The sequence below is a fragment of the Arthrospiribacter ruber genome, from assembly GCF_019343195.1.
Taxonomy (GTDB): Bacteria; Bacteroidota; Bacteroidia; order Cytophagales; family Cyclobacteriaceae; genus Arthrospiribacter; species Arthrospiribacter ruber.
Genome location: NZ_RPHB01000002.1, coordinates 624,941 through 641,702 on the forward strand (window position 1 = coordinate 624,941; position 16,762 = coordinate 641,702).

General features: G+C 41.7%; 14 protein-coding genes. 3 read left to right on the forward strand and 11 right to left on the reverse strand.

Translation table 11 applies throughout. The features are described from left to right. Positions 1–4: 4 nt before the first annotated feature. Complete coding sequence (pyrE, locus tag EGN73_RS05635; RefSeq protein WP_219287547.1) at positions 5–661, forward strand: orotate phosphoribosyltransferase; 657 nt, start codon at positions 5–7, stop codon at positions 659–661. 245 nt (positions 662–906) lie between these two features. On the opposite strand, the gene rfbB is transcribed toward pyrE, so the two are convergent. The 3 genes from rfbB to EGN73_RS05650 all read right to left on the reverse strand — a co-directional run bounded on the left by rfbB (position 907) and on the right by EGN73_RS05650 (position 4,374). Continuing rightward, positions 907–1,953, reverse strand: coding sequence for a dTDP-glucose 4,6-dehydratase (rfbB, locus tag EGN73_RS05640; RefSeq protein WP_219287548.1), 1,047 nt, complete (start codon positions 1,951–1,953; stop codon positions 907–909). A gap of 28 nt (positions 1,954–1,981) precedes the next feature. Continuing rightward, positions 1,982–3,034, reverse strand: coding sequence for an NAD-dependent epimerase (locus tag EGN73_RS05645; protein ID WP_219287549.1), 1,053 nt, complete (start codon positions 3,032–3,034; stop codon positions 1,982–1,984). 167 nt (positions 3,035–3,201) lie between these two features. Next, entirely contained in the window at positions 3,202–4,374 is a 1,173-nt protein-coding gene (locus EGN73_RS05650) for a glycosyltransferase family 4 protein (protein WP_219287550.1), read from the reverse strand. A 204-nt stretch (positions 4,375–4,578) separates the two neighbouring features. Between EGN73_RS05650 and proC the strand changes: the two genes are divergently transcribed. Beyond that, positions 4,579–5,382 (forward strand): pyrroline-5-carboxylate reductase, encoded by an 804-nt coding sequence (gene proC, locus EGN73_RS05655; RefSeq protein ID WP_219287551.1) that lies wholly within the window; start codon positions 4,579–4,581, stop codon positions 5,380–5,382. A gap of 182 nt (positions 5,383–5,564) precedes the next feature. On the opposite strand, the gene EGN73_RS05660 is transcribed toward proC, so the two are convergent. From EGN73_RS05660 to EGN73_RS05695, 8 genes are all read right to left on the reverse strand, one after another. Continuing rightward, entirely contained in the window at positions 5,565–6,983 is a 1,419-nt protein-coding gene (locus EGN73_RS05660) for a Glu/Leu/Phe/Val family dehydrogenase (protein ID WP_219287552.1), read from the reverse strand. 214 nt (positions 6,984–7,197) lie between these two features. Continuing rightward, positions 7,198–7,881, reverse strand: a complete 684-nt coding sequence (locus tag EGN73_RS05665; RefSeq protein ID WP_219287553.1) for an ABC transporter ATP-binding protein — start codon at positions 7,879–7,881, stop codon at positions 7,198–7,200. Positions 7,882–7,890: 9 nt separating this feature from the next. Further along, positions 7,891–9,150 carry an ABC transporter permease gene (locus EGN73_RS05670; RefSeq protein WP_219287554.1) on the reverse strand — a complete coding sequence of 420 codons (1,260 nt, stop codon included), beginning with the start codon at positions 9,148–9,150 and terminating at the stop codon, positions 7,891–7,893. Between the two features lie 2 nt (positions 9,151–9,152). Then, positions 9,153–10,235 carry an efflux RND transporter periplasmic adaptor subunit gene (locus EGN73_RS05675; protein WP_219287555.1) on the reverse strand — a complete coding sequence of 361 codons (1,083 nt, stop codon included), beginning with the start codon at positions 10,233–10,235 and terminating at the stop codon, positions 9,153–9,155. A 227-nt stretch (positions 10,236–10,462) separates the two neighbouring features. Then, positions 10,463–11,668, reverse strand: coding sequence for a 3-phosphoshikimate 1-carboxyvinyltransferase (locus tag EGN73_RS05680; protein ID WP_219287556.1), 1,206 nt, complete (start codon positions 11,666–11,668; stop codon positions 10,463–10,465). A gap of 17 nt (positions 11,669–11,685) precedes the next feature. Further along, on the reverse strand, positions 11,686–12,717 hold the full coding sequence (gene aroB, locus EGN73_RS05685) for a 3-dehydroquinate synthase (RefSeq protein ID WP_219287557.1): 1,032 nt from the start codon (positions 12,715–12,717) through the stop codon (positions 11,686–11,688). A gap of 71 nt (positions 12,718–12,788) precedes the next feature. Beyond that, positions 12,789–13,886, reverse strand: a complete 1,098-nt coding sequence (locus EGN73_RS05690) for a chorismate mutase (protein ID WP_219287558.1) — start codon at positions 13,884–13,886, stop codon at positions 12,789–12,791. Between the two features lie 298 nt (positions 13,887–14,184). After that, a complete protein-coding gene (locus tag EGN73_RS05695; protein ID WP_219287559.1) occupies positions 14,185–15,312 on the reverse strand; it encodes a bifunctional 3-deoxy-7-phosphoheptulonate synthase/chorismate mutase type II in 1,128 nt (375 codons plus the stop codon). 242 nt (positions 15,313–15,554) lie between these two features. Between EGN73_RS05695 and EGN73_RS05700 the strand changes: the two genes are divergently transcribed. Continuing rightward, positions 15,555–16,751 carry a proline dehydrogenase family protein gene (locus EGN73_RS05700; RefSeq protein WP_219287560.1) on the forward strand — a complete coding sequence of 399 codons (1,197 nt, stop codon included), beginning with the start codon at positions 15,555–15,557 and terminating at the stop codon, positions 16,749–16,751. The last annotated feature ends 11 nt before the right edge of the window (positions 16,752–16,762 follow it).

The following is a 16,762-nucleotide window of genomic DNA, read 5'->3' on the forward strand; positions in this document are numbered from 1 at the left end:
ACACATGGAAATATTCGACAAAAAGACAGCAGCAGAAGTAGCAGGAATGCTTCTGGAAGTAAAAGCCATAAGACTACAGCCTGAAAAACCCTTCACTTGGGCATCAGGATGGAAATCACCTATCTATTGCGACAACAGACTTTCCTTGTCTTTCCCTGAGGTGAGGACCTTTATAAAGAAAAACATGGTGAAGGCCATTGAACAAAACTTCCCTTCCGTGGAGTCAATTGCTGGTGTGGCCACAGCAGGAATTCCTCAAGGGGCACTTTTAGCGGATCAGATGGAACTGCCATTTCTGTACGTGCGATCCAAGCCTAAAGGGCATGGCATGGAAAATATGATAGAAGGAAAAGTTACTCCCGGTCAAAAAGTGGTAGTAGTAGAAGACCTGGTTTCTACAGGAGGAAGCTCTCTCAAGGCCGTAGAAGATTTGAAAGCAGCGGGTTTTGAAGTCTTGGGCATGGTGGCCATCTTCACCTATGGATTTGATGTGGCCAAATCCAACTTTGAAAATGCAGGAGTAAAGCTTATTTGTCTAAGCGATTATTCCTCTATGCTTCCACAGGCACTAGCCAATGACTACATTGATGATGAAACGCTAGCCTCTTTGGTAGAATGGAGAAAGGATCCTTCTGCTTGGCAGGGAGTACGGGTAAGGTGACCCTCTGAACCAAAAAAACCAGCTCTGATTAAAATCATAGCTGGTTTTCAATAAACTGTATGCCTGATATCTTCAGCAGACACTGAATAGCGGCAGATTTTGACGGAACTCCTTGATCCTAGGCAATTTCTAGAATATACATTAGACCTTTACGATATATGGGATAAAACAATTAATTTCTTCCTACATTACTAAGGATTAATAATAGGTCTATTTATTCATACTCCCCAAAAAAACAAATACTTTTATTCGTAATGTTCCTCATAGTACTTCTGGTAATTACCTGAAGTGACATTTTCAAGCCAGGCCTCATTTCCAAGGTACCAGTCCACTGTCTTTTCTATTCCTTCCTCAAATTGAAGACTTGGTTCCCAGCCCAATTCCTGCTGGATCTTGCTGGCATCAATGGCATACCTATGGTCATGGCCGGCCCTGTCTTTGACAAAGGTGATCAACTTTTCAGAAGTCCCTTCTTCCCTGCCTAGCTTTCTATCCATTATCTTACAGAGAGTTCTGACGATATCTATGTTTTTCCACTCGTTAAACCCACCGATATTGTAAGTTTCCCCATTTTTCCCAGAGTGAAACACCACATCAATTGCCCTTGCATGGTCCACTACATACAACCAGTCACGGATGTTTTCTCCTTTACCGTAGACCGGAAGTGCTTTGTTATTTTTGATATTGTTGATACAAAGTGGAATCAGTTTTTCAGGAAACTGATTTGGGCCATAATTATTACTGCAATTAGAGATTACAGTCCTCAGCTTGTAGGTATTGTTATATGCCCTAACAAAATGATCTGAAGAAGCTTTGGAAGCGGAGTAAGGTGACTGTGGGTCATAAGGAGTAGTCTCAAGGAAAAAGCCTCCATCATCTAAGGATCCATACACTTCATCTGTTGAGATATGGTAAAAAAGGTGTTTCTCATAATCTTTCCAGTAAGATTTTGCAGCATTCAGAAGATTCACGGTCCCGATAACATTGGTTCTCACAAAAGCCAATGGGTCAGAAATAGACCTGTCCACATGGGACTCCGCAGCCAAATGGATCACATCAGTGATGTCATGCTTTTCAAACACCTGATTAAGTTCAGACTCGTCCAATATATCCACCTTTTCAAAGGTGTAATTGGAAGCGCCTTCTATTTCCTTAAGGTTTTCAAGATTGCCAGCGTAGGTAAGCACATCCAAGTTGACAATATGATAATCAGGGTAATTCTTGACAAAAAGTGCTACCACATGACTGCCGATAAATCCGGCACCTCCTGTAATCAAAATGTTCTTTTTCATTTCTTTTGAATAAAAAACTTGTTGAAAATTATTTTTTATAAAACGCTCTGTACCATTCTACAAATTTAGCTACTCCCGTTTCCACAGAAGTGTCCGGCTTGTAGCCTGTATCCCGCATCAGATCAGTGACATCAGCAAATGTAGCGGGAACGTCCCCTGCCTGTAAAGGCAACATTTCCTTTTTTGCCACTTTCCCAAGTGCCTTTTCCAAAGCACCTATATAATCCATCAGTTCTACCGGGTTGGAATTCCCAATATTGTAAACTTTGTATGGCGCATAAGAGCTTCCTGGATCGGGATCATCCCCGGACCATTCCGGGCTTCCAGCCGGGACGGTATCGGCGACTCTTTTTATACCCTCCACTATATCTCCTACATAAGTGAAGTCCCTTTTCATTTTGCCATGGTTGAAAACCTGAATAGGCTCATCTTTGGAAATGGCTTCTATAAAAAGGAACAATGCCATATCGGGTCTTCCCCAAGGACCATAAACTGTAAAAAACCTCAAGCCTGTGGTGGGAATATTGAAAAGATGGCTGTAAGTATGGGCCATCAGTTCGTTGGACTTCTTAGAAGCTGCGTACAAGCTTAAAGGATGATCAACATTATCCGAAGTGGAAAAAGGCATACTTGTATTGGCACCGTACACTGAGCTTGAGGAGGCATATACCAAATGCTTGACCGGATACGCCCTACAGGCCTCAAGAATATTCACAAAGCCTGAAACATTGGTATCAATATAGGCAGTAGGATTGATAAGTGAATACCGTACCCCTGCTTGGGCAGCAAGGTTGATCACTACATCAAATTTCTCCTTTTCAAACAAAGCCATCATGGCTGATTTATCCGCCAAATCCATCTTTACAAAAGTGTATTTTTCAAATCTGGATGAACTTACCGGTTGATGGTCCTGGATCTTTTCCTTATCAATCCCGCTCTCAGAAAGTCTTGCAAACTTCAGGTTGACATCATAATAATCGTTGATATTATCAATCCCCACCACGAAATCTCCCCTTTCAAGCAACAAATGGGCTAGATGGAACCCAATAAAACCGGCAGTACCGGTAATCAAATATTTCATTTGTATAAAATTGATTTGTAAAAAACCATATTCTTATTTCTGAGCTTTTCCCACTCTTCCAGATGAAAAGGGTAAATTTCAAAAATCGTAAATAGTGGTTTCATTGAAAGAATTAAATTGGTTCTTGCCAATAGCAAATTAACACAAGTATTTCCATAAATATCAAACTAAGCACTTTGATTTTGAGGATCATCGGCCAAAAGCCTCTTATAATTTTCTAAAATCAGCTGATGCATATCCTTTCTATCAAATTTCTCCCTTACTTCCTGATAAAGGTTATCCGCCAATTGCTGCATGTAGTCTCTTTTGACAAAAGCAAACTCTAAAGCGTCCTTAAGTATTTCAGCATTTTTGACAGGAAAAACCAAGCCGGTCTTTCTATTGGCTATCAGATCCACATTACCTATGATATCCGAACAGATCACCGGTACTTGCATGGCTCCTGCTTCCAGAAGAACGTTGGGGAATCCTTCCCTATGAGAAGCATGTACCAGCACGTCAGCCAATGCAAAATAGTGTGCCACATGGTCTGACCACTCTACCTGTACTATCCTTGGATGGTCCTGAATTTTTCGGATGATGTCATCATTGATTGGATTCAGTTTTTGCTCAAAAGAGCCCAAAAGCACCAACTTCCCGTATTGGGATACTTTGGATTGCAAAAAGGCCTCCACCAGTTCCTCCACTCCTTTATCCCTGACCAACCTGCCTACAGCCAAAATGAGGAAATCATTTTCTGAGGGCGTAATTCTTATTGTAGCGGCAATCAAATGATTTTCGGCCAATGCATTCCTGCTGAATCTTTCCAGATCCACTCCGTTGGAAGAGCCATGCCCTATCACTTTTACCTTGCTTTCGTCAAGTAGGCCTTCTTCAAGCATAAAATTCTTGAGCGAATGTGAATTGGGCCAAACCTCATCTGCCCACTTGAAAGTAAGCTTTTCCATGGCAATTAGCAGTCGTTTTTTATTCTTCTCTGCTACCATATATGGCATCCCTGCTACTGTGTGGATTTTGGTCTTTACTCCGGCAAGTTTGGCGGCAATCATAGCCAATAGGCCTGCCTTAGGGGTATGGGAATGTACTATGTCCGGCTTTTCTCTCTTAAACAACCTGAAAAGCAACCACAGGCAATACAAATCATGAAATGGAGTTATCTTTCTGGTAAATGGAATAACGTAGTGAGAACAGCCTTCCCTTCTGCATACTTCCTGGACCTCTCTTCCGTCTGCGCTTACCATCAACACATCCCACCCAGCTTCTTTCATAAATCTCATCTGGCCTGCCAATAAAAGTTTGAGCGAAAGTGGGACTGTTGTTATTCTGATTAATTTTGGCATTCAGCTTTTTGATTTTAAAATGTCAAAGTTAACTTTTTATTGCTTTAGAGCCTGTCTAATTCCAAAAAAATGAAGGGATATGCCAATGATTTTTTGAAATCAAAACCTCCTAAGTCATCCATTAAAAATATGCTAAACACCTCACTGTAAAGGATAACTTTTTACCTTTACAAACTATAGAAAAACCATCTTTCGCCAAAAACCATGTTAAAGCATACAAAAATCGCCATCATCGGCTGTGGCAATTTGGGAAGTTCCATTTTAAACGGGCTGCTCAACCTTGCTGAAATTTCGGCTGACCATATCCATGTCACCAAAAGAAATCCAAAAAACCTGCTTTCTTTCCAAGATAAAGGTGTGCGGGTTCATTCTGACAATTTGATTGCTTCAACAGAAGCTGACATCATCATTTTGGGTGTCAAGCCCTTCAATGTCACCAATATCCTGAAGGAAATCAAGCCTGTACTCCATCCTAAAAAACAAATCATTGTATCCCTGGCAACAGGGATTACCTTAGAGGAAATCTACCAGGTAGTAGATCCGACCACCGTTGTGTTCAGGGCCATGCCCAATATTGCGGCAGACATCAGGGAATCTATCACCTGTATTTGCGGCAAAAACTTCAAACATGAGCACGAATCCAAAATCATTAGCCTGTTTGACAGCATTGGGCAGAGCATCACCATAGATGAAAGCCTTATGGAAGCCGCTACTGTGCTCGGGGCATGTGGTATCGCTTATGTTTTGAGATTTATGAGGGCCATGATTCAGGGAGGCATTCAGATTGGATTTGACGCCAAAACTGCCAGTCAAATAGTAAATCAAACCGTAAAAGGCGCTGCAGAGCTAATGATCCAAAAAGACATGCATCCTGAAGAAGCCATCGATAAGGTAACCACTCCAAAGGGCTGCACCATCGTAGGACTCAATGAAATGGAGCATCAGGGATTTTCGGCTGCCATGGTCCGGGGAGTATTGGCTTCCTACCAAAAAATCGAGAAATTATAGATTTTATACCAATGTCATTTAGTTAAGACTAAAAGTTGAATTTAAACTTTTCCAAAGTTGGATTAAATGTAAAAACTAACATTGTTTACAAATCTGAACTTTGGAAAAGTTACCCAAAACTAAACGACATTGGATTTTATACTTTGAACTGCATAAAAAAGCCCGGGAATTTCCGGCCTTTTTTATGGGAAAATTCCCAAATCCATATAACTGATGGAAATCCTCTGCAAAGCAAGTATAAAGCCGGCTGTCCTCAGGCTTTTGATTCCTTTTTCTTTTCGGGTTTTGTTCATGTCATGATACGCGGTCACCATGGTCTCTTCCAGACCTGAAAGTACCAGGTCCCTTTCGGATGCTCCTTTTATCAAGGAATCTTTTTCATCTTCTGTAAAACGCTCCCCGGTGGCATTCTCAATCGTTCCTAGTAGTTTCCGGTATTTTTCCATATCGTATCTTTTTTCCAGTTTCCCAAAAGATACCCTCGAGAGATTTTTCAACCATTCAAAATAAGAAACAGTCACACCACCTGCATTGAGATACATGTCAGGCACAACCAAAACCCCATTTTTCAACAGGATTTTCTCTGCTTCATTGGTAACAGGACCGTTGGCAGCTTCTCCTATGATCTTAGCCTGCACTTTGGCTGCATTGTCTTTGGTAATCTGATTTTCCAAAGCCGCAGGAATTAGGATATCGCAAGGGTATGTCAACAACTCCTTGCTATCTTTGATGAATTCACCTTTATTAAATCCTTTAAATCCTTTATTTTCAATCTGGTAAGTTTTCAATGCTTCTATGTCGATACCGGATTCATCCCAAATCCCACCGTTCCATTCTGCTATCCCTACAATCTTGGCTCCCGCCTCACTGAGGTATTTGGCCGAATAATATCCCACATTACCCAAACCTTGAACAATAACTTTTTTACCTCTCAGACCCACAGACAAGCCTAACTCCTCCATATCCTCTTCCACACTCACGGCTTCCCTGATACCAAAAAACACACCCTGTCCGGTAGCTTCTGTCCTCCCGTCGATTCCGTGTTGGGACAGGGGCTTACCGGTAACTGCTCCTTTTGCATTGATCAGTTCGGGATTAAAAGCCTCAAAAGTATCCACAATCCAGGCCATTTCTCTTGCCCCTGTACCATAATCAGGTGCCGGAACATCTATGGCAGGACCAATAAACTTTTTCTTGATCAATTCTGCAGTATACCTTCTTGTGATTTTCTCCAGTTGTCTTTCGTTGTATTTCAGGGGGTCAATGCTTACTCCTCCTTTGGCCCCACCAAAGGGAACATTGACCAGGGCACATTTGTAAGTCATCAAAGCGGCAAGTCCCTTGACTTCCTCCTCGTCTACATGCTCGCTGTAACGTATACCCCCTTTTACGGGAAGTTTATGGTGAGAGTGTTGAATCCTGTATCCTGTAATGGTTTCATAGGTTCCATCCTCATTTCTTAATGGAAAATTAAACTTGTAGATACTGTTGCATTGTTTGATTTGGTCCAGTAAACCAGGATGCAAATCCATGTGTTTGGCTGCATCATCCACAAAACCACAAACATCGTCAAACAAACTGTATTCTGTCTTTTTACTCATAAAAATCTGTTTTTGGTGAATATCTCTAAGATACGAATCTTTCCAGAGATGGGCCGAAAATACCTAAGGATTTTGTATGACTGGGGCTACTAATGCCAGATTCAATTGAAACAAAAACAAATCATAAAAAAAAGGCCCAATTTCTTGAGCCTTTTTTTGAATAAGGCTAAAATCAAATTCAAAAAGTTGAAAAAAGCATTTTAAACACTGAAAATTAATGATTTACAACCCAACCATCCTCCATTTCAATTATCCTATCGGTCCCAGCAGCAAATTCAGGATCATGGGTGACAATCAGCATGGTCTGATGAAACTCCTGGGCAAGTTCTTTGAAAATGTTAAATACAATATCTGAGTTTTTTTTATCGAGGTTGCCCGTAGGCTCATCTCCCATAATGATCAGAGGGTCATTCATCAGCGATCTTGCAATGGCTACCCGCTGCTTTTGCCCTCCCGAGAGTTGGTTGGCTTTCTTTAAAGCATGATCCTGCATGTCAAAAATCCGTAATTTTTCCATGGCTATTTGCTCAAGTTCCTCTTTGGTTTTCCGGTTCAGCTTAAGCCCGGGAATCATAACATTCTCCAAAACACTGAACTCATTGAGCAGGTAATGAAATTGAAAAACAAAACCGATCTTCTCATTTCTGATCTGCGATAGCCTATTTGCCTTTTTCCCGGTCACAAGCTCTTCATCAATCCACAACTCCCCTTCATAATCCGTATCCATGGTAGAGAGAATATACAGCAAAGTAGATTTACCACATCCTGACTTGCCCATCACAGAGACAAATTCCCCTCTGGTCACTTGAAAACTCACATCCTTCAAAACCCTTGTTTTCTCGGGACTGTAAAAATATTTATTGATTTTCTGTGCTTCGATTACAGGCTTTCCTCTCATCTTTTCTATCTATTTGCCTCGGATGATATCTACAGGATCAATACTGCTGGCTTTTCTTGCAGGAAAATATCCCGCAAAATAAGTAGTCACCAAGCTAAACACTCCAGCGATGATATAGTACTTTGGACTGAAGTCCACTGGTAGGGTTTTTATGGTCGGAAGCGCTTCCAATTCAAAAGGTACCTGCTCTATTCCTAAGCCCGCCAAAAACCCAAACATCAACCCCAACAGTCCCCCAAAAAACCCGATAGCCAAAGCTATGGTGATAAAAACCATATTTACATCTCTGCCTGAAAAACCAATTGCTTTCAATATGGCTATGGTGTCCATTTTTTCATAGATCATCATATTGAGGATATTGTATATTCCGAAACCCGAGACTATCAACAAAGTCACTCCGACTGCATAACTGATCAATGACCGTATGCCAGTCCCTGCTTCAAATTGGGCATTGACAGTTTGAATATCATCCGCATCAATTCCAAAAACTTCTTTATACTCCCTTGCCATCTGAGGAGCCAATTCAAAATCATGGAGTTTGACCTGAATGTCTGTTACAAAGGACGGGGGTTCTCCAAGCATTTTTTGAACAGTCCCCATTGATGCATAGGATTGCACATTATCCAACTCCCCTAATCCTGATTGATAGAAACCCACTACTTTCAGCTGCATCCTGCTCCCCTGAGCTGTAGTCACTTGCACCATATCTCCTATAGAAGCCAACATCCTGTCAGCGGCACCTTTTCCCAAAATGATAGAATTGGCAGTATTTTTCAGATCCAAAAAATCTCCATCAACCACATAATCTTCAAAAGCAAAAAGCCTGCTTTCCTCCTCTACATCTATTCCTTTGATCACTCCATTTACGTCTATGGCTCCTACATTGAAAAACACCTGAGCAGCAATTTTTGGGGCCACGCCCAACACCCTCCTGTCTTCTTTGAGTGTCCTCATAATGGACTCATTGTTGTAAATACTGGTACGGCTAGCTGCCGGCTTTACAGATCGGATGACATGGTAATACCCATCATAGGAAGCACTCATTTCAATCGGCTGCTGCGGAGAGGCTTTGATTTCATTATAAAATCTAATATGGGGAGTTCTGTTAAGAATCAATCCATCAAGTAACTGGTTTAGACCATTCATAAAGCCTAACAAGGCAACAAACATGGTGATACTGAATACCACTCCAACACCAGCTATCACTGTTTGTTTCAATCGAGCCAACATAAGGGCTTTAGCCATATTGAGGATCAGACCAATTCCCATCTCTAAGGTTTGATTAAGGCCATGTTTTCATCTATCCCGGAGATAATTTCTGCTTTCTGAAAATCCTTTATCCCCACCTCCACCTTTATGGTATCCCGATCAGAGCTCAGCACAAAGGATTCATTTAAAAGGAAAGACCTTGGGATAATCAACACATCATCCTTGACCTGAATGATGATATTTGCTTCTAAAGAAAGGTTAGGGTAAAGCACTGATGGCTGTTCTACAAATACCCCTTCTACTAAAAACGTCTTGTTTCTTTCATCCATTATAGGATTGATCTTAGACACCACCGCCTCAAAGACCTCCCCCCTATAGCTGTCCATATTCACCAGGATCTTTTGCCCTTTTTCCACTTTGGAAATATCGTATTCATCTACCAGCATTTCCAGGACAAACTCTTCCCCACTTCCCAAAATGGCCAAGGGTGTCTGGGCGTTTACCATTTCACCCTTTTCTTTCAAAATGGAATAGACCAAGCCCTTAACTTCACTTTTCAATACCAGGTCACTTTCCAAAGCCCTGCTGATCGCAAGGTTCTTAGAGGCCGATCTTTCATTGAACTCTATTTCTCTTTTGAGTTCATTATACCTCAAAACTGAGGTTTCGTAGGATGTCCTCGAATTTTGATAGGCAAGCTCTCTTTGTTCAAACTCCAAAGAAGACCCGATCCCTTGATCTTTAAGCCTTCTTTGTCTTACCCAAAGCAAAGAATCATTGACCATCTTGTTTTTTGCAAGATTTATATTGACTTCTAGGTCTTTCAGCCTATTTTGATTGGCCTGAATATCCGAATATGCCCGATTGAGCTCTGCCAATTCGCGGTTGACTCTTGCGGATTCATTAAAAATGGCAAGAATAGGCGTGCCTACCTCCACAGAATCCCCTTCTTGCAGAAAAATTTCCTGAACAGTACCCGTAGCGTTGAGATACGCTTGGTACTGGTTCTTGGAGCGTATAGTTCCTGAAGCATATATCGATTCAGAAACCCTTTCTCTACTTGGATAAATTTTTTCTTCAGATGAACTGCAAGACCAAAGGACCATTGGAAAAAGTACCAACGGACGAAACTTCCGGAAATTCATAGTGCTGGGCTTTATCCAACTAATTTAATCCTAAAAAACTCATTTAAAGCAAGAATTGGCCATCTTTTTACTGCACTCCCAAAATTTCTACTTGAGAATAAAATAAATACGATGGATGAGTGCTCAGGACAAATACCTTCGATTAAAGTGCAAGCAGCTATATCTGGCTAGCTTACTGAAATCCTACATATTCCTAATAATTTAAACGTATATGTAATTCTTCACTTTCACTTCAGTAAGCCAACATGCTTCCAAAAACTTGGATAAGATTTATTGACCACTTCAGGTTCTTCAATCACTACTTCTGTCTTGGTCATCAAGGGCATAAATGCCATCGCCATTCTGTGATCATCATAGGTTTTGACCTGTACTGAAGCCGGCATATCCACAGAAGGAATCAAGGTGAAAATGCCTTCTTGCTCTTCAATGAACCGGGCGTTGAATTTCCCGAGTTCTTCCTGCAAGGCAAAGATCCTGTCCGTCTCTTTGATCCTAAGACTTTCAATCCCTGTAAAGTCCATTTTTTGACCAATGATGGCACAGGTGACCGCCACCGTCTGGGCAATATCCGGACAATGTGAAAAGTCCCAATGATCCAGCCCCTTAACTGCTTGCTTGGTCAACAAAACTCCCTTATCATTGAACTCGCTTTTGACACCCAAATAGCTCATTAAATCCACTATCATAGAATCTCCCTGAAGGCTATCAGCTTTCAGTCCTTCCAAAAACAGCTCTCCCTCATCCGAGCAGGCCAGAAGGCTATACCAATAGCTCGCTCCAGACCAGTCACTTTCTACAAGAAATTTTGTAGGCTTATAATCCTGAGGAGCGACTTTGATAACATTCCCTTCCCAAGAATATGAAATTCCAAAAGATTTCATCAACTGAAGCGTCATTTCAATGTAAGTCCTTGACCCCACTTTCCCTTGGAGCTCCAGTTCTATTCCAAGCGGAAGCACTGGTCCTATCATCAGCAAAGCCGAAATGTACTGACTGCTGACATCGCCCCTGATTTTTACTTTATTGGTAATCTGATCTTTCAGACCATGTACTGCCAGAGGAGGAAACCCCTCTACATTCATATAGTGGATTTCCGCACCCAATTCCCTCAATGCTTCCACCAATATACCTATAGGCCTTTCACACATTCTGGCTGTACCCGTAAGCACCTTATTTTGGTCGGTGACAGCTGCATACGCAGTCAAAAACCGCATGGTAGTTCCTGCATCCAGCACATCAAAAACCGGGGGATTTTCCTTGAGTAAACGTATCATGGTCTGAGTATCCCTGGCTTCTGCGAGGTTATAAAGCTCATTTTCTCCATCCGTCAGCGCATCGATGATCAAGGCCCTGTTGCTTTCGCTTTTGGAAGCTGGCAAAGGAATATGTACAGATGAAAAAGAAGATTTCTGAGGTAAGGTTAGTGTTTTCAATGGGTGTATAGGTTAGGTTAAAGAGACTTATAATAGATTATGGCCTGCTGAATTTCTTCCTTATTGACAGGGATATTAAAATCACAATTTCCCAATTCCCTAAGTAGGGAGAAATTGATTTTGTCCCCTTCATTCTTTTTGTCCTGGCTGCAAAGGTCGCAGATTCCACTTATATGGTCTTCCGGGAATTCAAATTTCCCAAATATTCCCAAAATCTTTTCTACAATGATTGCCAATTCCTGAGCAGGCAATCCGGATTTTTGATTGGAAAGGTAAGCCTCACATAGCATGCCTACCGCAATGGCTTCTCCGTGAAGTAAGTGCTTTTCTGTATTGAGGTAATAAGATTCGAATGCATGGCCAATGGTATGTCCAAAATTCAAAATCTTTCTGAGTCCTGATTCCTTGGGATCTTTTTCCACGACCTCTTTCTTGATCTGCACAGATCTTTCAGTGATACCCCTCCAATCTTGGTTTTGCCAGCCTTCAGTTCTCAGGCAATCAAAATAAGATTTACTTTTTATAAGTCCATGCTTGATCACTTCTGCATATCCTGACCTGAGCTCCACTTCAGAAAGTGTCTCGAGAAACAAATCAGAAATAAAAACTGCTTCGGGCTGGGTGAAAACACCTATATGGTTTTTGAAGCCATTGAAATCAATTCCCAACTTACCTCCCACACTGGCATCTACTTGGGAAAGTAAAGTGGTGGGTACATTGATGAAGCGGATGCCTCTTTTGTAAGTAGCTGCACAAAATCCGCCCATATCTCCTGTAACTCCTCCTCCAAGGTTGATGATCAAGGCCTTTCGGTCAAAACCCTCATCTGTCATCCATTGCCAGATAGAAGTACAAGTTGTCAGGTTTTTGTTTGATTCACCCGCCTCAAAACTAAAATGCACATGCTCCGGAAGAGACTGCCCGAGTTTCGGATAGCAGTGGACTTTTGTATTGCTGTCAGTAATTATCCCCAAGCGGGAATAGCCTAATTGCTTGATATAACTCCCCAGGTCTTCGGCTACCTTTTGGGAAAAGATGATGGTCTCCAAAACTTTTTATTTCAAAAATAGTCAAAACAGAATCCCGAAAGGCCATTTAGCCCTTCGGGATTTTATGATTTTTATTTTTTAATTGGATCCGCTTCGCGAAGTTGCTTTTCCTGCCTTTTTACTGATTCCTCATGGATACAATAAAGCAGCTCCTTCATGAATTTTTCGCTGAGGTTTTTATTAACACCCTTCTGGGTTCTGGATTCCATCACATATTTCCACCTGTCAGACTGGAATACTGTGAGGTGATGCTCTCTCTTGTAAGCACCTATCTGATCAATCATAGAAAAACGTTCCTGAAGGATATCCAAAAGTTGATCATCCAAATGGTCAATGGCATTTCTAAGGTCATTGAGTCTTTCACTAGGATTTTCTGTAGCTAAAGTATCTTTGAAATCGATCTTCGAAAGGATTTCTTTCAATCTACCTGGAGTAACTTGTTGCTTGGCATCTGACCAAGCCTTATCAGGGTCATGATGGGTCTCGATCATCAATCCGTCCAATCCAAAATTGATTGCCCTTTGGGCGGTTTCCAAAATCCCTTCTCTATTGCCAACAATATGACTTGGATCGTTGATGACTTCCATTCCTTTCCACTCTCTTTTGAGGTGAATCGGCATGGACCAGTTGGGCTTGTTACGGAATCTCTTGTCATAAGAATCAGAAAAACCTCTATGGATCGCTGCCAGCTTGTTGATCCCAACTGCCTGAAGTCTTTCCAAAGCTCCCAGCCAAAGCTGAAGGTCCGGATTCATAGGGTTTTTCACCATCACAGGCACATCCACTCCACGAAGGGCTTCAGCGATTTCTTGTACTGCAAAAGGGTTGACCGTGGTCCTTGCTCCTATCCAAAGCACATCCACTTTGTGCTTGAGTGCCATTTCCACATGGGCTGTATTGCCTACTTCTGTAGTAATAGGTATATTAAGGTGGTGCCTGACAATTTCCATCCATTTCAACCCATCTTCACCTATACCTTCAAAGCTTCCTGGTCTCGTTCTTGGCTTCCAGATACCTGCCCTGAAAACATCAGGGATCATATTTTCTTCTTTCATAGCGAGACAGACTTTTTCGATCTGCTCTGGTGTCTCGGCGCTGCATGGGCCTGCGATAATGGTGTGGCCTTTCAGACCTAATCCCCAATCCTTGGTTTGTAAATGGTTTTCCATAATGGTGTTAGTTTAAAAGCAAAAAGCCCGACTCTCTCGAATCGGGCTCTTCACTTGGTTTATAATCTTTTAGTTTTTTACAAGGCAATAAGCAGCTCCGATTCGATTTTTCATTCGAAAGTAAAAGTAAAAGAATGTAAAATATGCGAAGCCTGCGATTATCATGTCTCAAATGTAAAGGCACATTTTTTAAAAACAAATCAATTTTTAAACATTTTTTTAATTTTTATGCAAAAACCCGCGACAATACTCCACTTTCAAGAAATGTCGTACATAGAATGAGTTTTCACGAAATAATCTACTGTGGTTTTTCTAACTTTTCTGCACCTTCTATTTTACTTTCCATAATTTCTTCCTGTTTTTTGATCGACTCCGTATGGATCAACTGAAACATTTCCTTTACAAAGCCTTCTTCAAGTTGCAGGGATCTGCCCCATTCCGGTCTTGATTCAAAAACCGTCTTCCACCTTTCCATTTGGAAGATGGCCACATTGTTCAGCTTTTTGTATTCACCGGCTTTTTCCACCAGTCTAATCCTTCTGCTCAACACCTCCAGCAATTCACGGTCAACCTGGTCTATATGTTCCCTAATCGTATCCAACTGAGACTGAAAAACCGGATTCTCCACCGAGACTTCTCTAATATGAAGCCCTGCAATCATGCCTCCCAATACTTCAGGTGTGATTTGTTGTGAGGCGTCAGACCAGGCCTTATCAGGATCTATGTGGGATTCGACGATCAAGCCCTCAAAATTCAAATCCATTGCCATCTGCGCGACCGAAGAAAGTAAATCCCTTCTTCCGCAGATATGGCTGGGATCATTGATAATGGGAAGGTTCGGGATTTTTGTTTTTAGCTCAAGAGGAATCTGCCAGGTCGGGCTATTTCTGTAAACCTGATCGTTAAAGTTGGAAAAGCCTCTATGAATGGCCCCGATTTTTCTGATCCCTGCCTGATGTATCCTTTCCAATGCTCCAATCCAAAGTGCCAGGTCAGGATTAACCGGATTTTTGACTAAGACAGGAACATCAACCCCCTTCAGGCTGTCCGCAATATCCTGCACGGCAAATGGATTGACCGTAGTCCTGGCTCCAAGCCAAAGCACATCAATGCCAAACTCTAAAGCTTTTTCTACATGGTACGGACTTGCCACCTCTATGGCAAATTTGACTCCATACTTTTCTTTGACATCCTTGATCCAAGGCAAAGCAATATGCCCTACTCCTTCAAAACTATTAGGCCTGGTCCTAGGCTTCCATACTCCTCCCCTAACCACTGAAAAACCTTTCTCCACAAGGGCTGAAACAGTCCTGTCCAACTGTTCAGGAGTCTCCACGCTACATGGCCCTGCAATGACCAAGGGGGCTTTAGAACCCACTCCCCATTCGCTTATCGAAGCAATATCAAATCCCTTTTCTTTTTCCATTAATGAACAAACCAAGTTTACACCCTTTAAGTTTGGGCGACAAGTTAAGACAATTCCCTCATTGACCTTCAAGACAAGCATCTGGTATGCCTGATTTTCTCTCAGTGCATCTTGTATGAATCTACTCCACTGGAAAGCCTAAAAAAGTCTTGGGAATATTTATGTCAACGGTCTGAAATAGCCAAACATAAGCCAAGCCCGTGGAGTTTTTTTGATATATTTGCAGCCAGAATTGACATGCTATGCCAGTAAAACCCAATATTTCTTTTGAGAACCTAGAAGTAGCTTTTGCCTCCAAGTCCGATGCTGAGCTTAAAAAGATGTACCTCATTTTCGCTACAGTCAACAGCAACCTTGCCGTAAGTGTGGGCACCAAGCTGGCCAATTGGTCATTTGCCTTGGGCCTTCCCATCAAGGGAATCATGAAAAAAACCATGTTTGGGCATTTTTGTGGTGGTGAAGACATTGAAGACTGTGAGAAAAACATCAAAGAGCTAGCCGACTTCAACATCCACACCATTCTTGATTATTCTGTGGAAGGCAAAGGCGATGAAGAAAGCTATGAAGCCACCAAACAGGAAATCCTAAAAACTATTGCAAGATCGGCAGGTGATGACAGGATACCTTTTGCGGTATTTAAAGTTACAGGATTGGGGGATTATAAAATAATGACCAAAGTCCAGGCCGGGAAAAAGCTAAATGAAAAAGAGCAGGCAAGTTTTGAAAGAATGAAAGGAAGGGTGGATGAACTTTGTCGGGCAGCTTTTGACGCCAATACGAAAATCCTTGTAGATGCTGAGGAGTCCTGGTTTCAGGACATCATAGATCAGATGACCTATGAAGCTATGGCAAAATACAATAAAGACACCTGCATTGTGTACAACACATACCAAATGTACCGGCATGACATGTTGGACAGGCTCAAAAAAGCCCATAAAGAGGCAGAAAAAAAAGGGTATTGGCTAGGAGCAAAGTTGGTGAGAGGGGCTTACATGGAGAAAGAGAGAAAACGTGCGGAAGACAAAGGTTACCCCAGCCCAATCCAACCGGACAAAATCTCCTCAGACAGAGATTATAATGCAGCCTTGGAATATTGTGTGGAACATATTGAATCAATCGGATTAGTTTCCGGTTCACACAATGAAAAAAGTAACATCTACCTTACTGAATTGATCTCTGACCACAATATTGACCCTAAAGATGACAGGGTTTATTTTGCCCAGCTTTATGGAATGAGTGACAACATTTCATTCAACTTGGCAGATGCCGGCTACAATGTAGTAAAATACGTCCCTTATGGTCCGGTGGAAAAAGTAATGCCCTATCTTTCCAGAAGAGCAGAAGAAAATACATCTGTCTCGGGACAAAGCAGCAGGGAGTTTGATCTGGTAAGAAGAGAAATGAGCAGAAGGAAAAACCTAAACGGTAAAAAAGCATAAAAAATAAAACT